2 protein-coding genes are annotated in these 1,523 nt (G+C 72.8%); both read left to right on the top strand.

Going from position 1 to position 1,523, the window contains the following annotated elements; translation table 11 throughout:
- Positions 1-162: 162 nt before the first annotated feature.
- Positions 163-786 carry a GTP cyclohydrolase I FolE gene (gene folE, locus IY392_RS17720; protein WP_107755671.1) on the top strand — a complete coding sequence of 208 codons (624 nt, stop codon included), beginning with the start codon at positions 163-165 and terminating at the stop codon, positions 784-786.
- Between the two features lie 59 nt (positions 787-845).
- On the top strand, positions 846-1,523 hold a 678-nt coding region (gene folP, locus IY392_RS17725; RefSeq protein WP_194861944.1), incomplete at its 3' end, for a dihydropteroate synthase.

The raw sequence follows: 1,523 nt of genomic DNA on the forward strand, positions 1-1,523 counted from the left end.
GGACGAGTCGCCGTCCGGCCGGTCGACCCGTGCGTGGTCGGCGGTGGACGGTGACGGGCGCCGGAGCGGGTCCCGCCGTCGCGAGGACAAGGAACCCGGGTGGCGGGCACCGTGGGAACGTGACGACTGACCACCGGTCGGTTTCGTGCGAGAAGAGGACTGATGACGACCCCTGACCACATCCCCGCGGCAGACGCCCGGTCGGTGTCCGCCGGCCGGGTGTTCGATGCCGAGCGCGCCGAGTCGGCGGTCCGGGAACTGCTGATCGCCGTGGGCGAGGACCCGGATCGCGAGGGCCTCCAGGACACCCCGGCGCGCGTCGCACGGGCGTACCGGGAGGTGTTCGCGGGGCTGTACACCGAACCCGCGGACGTGTTGTCCAGGACGTTCAACGAGGACCACCGGGAGCTGGTCCTGGTGCGGGACATCCCCATCTTCTCGACCTGCGAGCACCACCTCGTCCCGTTCCACGGGGTCGCGCACATCGGGTACATCCCGGGGCGCTCGGGTGCGGTGACCGGGCTGAGCAAACTCGCCCGGCTCGTCGACCTCTACGCCAAGCGGCCGCAGGTGCAGGAACGACTGACCAGCCAGGTCGCCGACGCCCTGGTGGACAGGCTCCAGCCCACCGGGGTCCTCGTGGTGATCGAATGCGAACACCTGTGCATGAGCATGCGCGGAATCCGTAAGCCGGGTTCCGTCACCACCACCTCCGCGGTCCGGGGCAGCATGCGGTCCAACGCCTCCACCAGGGCGGAGGCACTCGGCCTCCTGCGGGGTACGTGAACCACCCGTTCGCCCCGACACGCCCGGCCGGGCTGCCGCGTCCGGGCCGCTGCGCGGTGATGGGCATCGTCAACGTCACGGAGGACTCCTTCTCCGACGGGGGGCGTCACCTCGCCCCGGAGGCCGCCCTCGCCCACGCCCGGCGACTGGTCTCGGAGGGGGCCGACCTCCTCGACGTCGGCGGGGAGTCCACGAGGCCGGGGGCGATCCGGGTCGACCGGACCGACGAGGCGGACCGCGTGATCCCGCTCGTCCGCTCTCTCGTGGCGGACGGGGTCACGGTCTCGGTCGACACCATGCGCGCCTCGGTCGCCGCCGAGGCCCTGGAGTCCGGCGCGGCGCTGATCAACGACGTCTCCGGAGGTCTCGCCGATCCCGGGATGCTGCCGGTCGTCGCCCAACAGGGGTGCCCCATGGTGCTCATGCACTGGGTGTCGCCCGACCAGTACCGGGCGGGCGCCGGAGGCCGCGCCGACTACGGCGGGGACGTGGTGACCTCGGTCCGTGACCACCTCTCGCGCCGAGCCGATGCGGCGGTGTCCGCCGGGGTCGACGCGGGCTCGATCGTGCTGGACCCCGGGCTGGGGTTCGCCAAGAACGCCGCCGACAACTGGGCGCTGCTCCACCGGCTCGACGCCCTCACCGAACTGGGGTTCCCGGTGTTGGTCGCCGCGTCGCGCAAGCGCTTCCTCGGTGCGCTCCTCGCGGATACCGCGGGTGTGCCCCGCGGCGTGGCC

The sequence above is a fragment of the Dietzia sp. SYD-A1 genome (assembly GCF_015356725.1).
Classification (GTDB): Bacteria; Actinomycetota; Actinomycetes; order Mycobacteriales; family Mycobacteriaceae; genus Dietzia.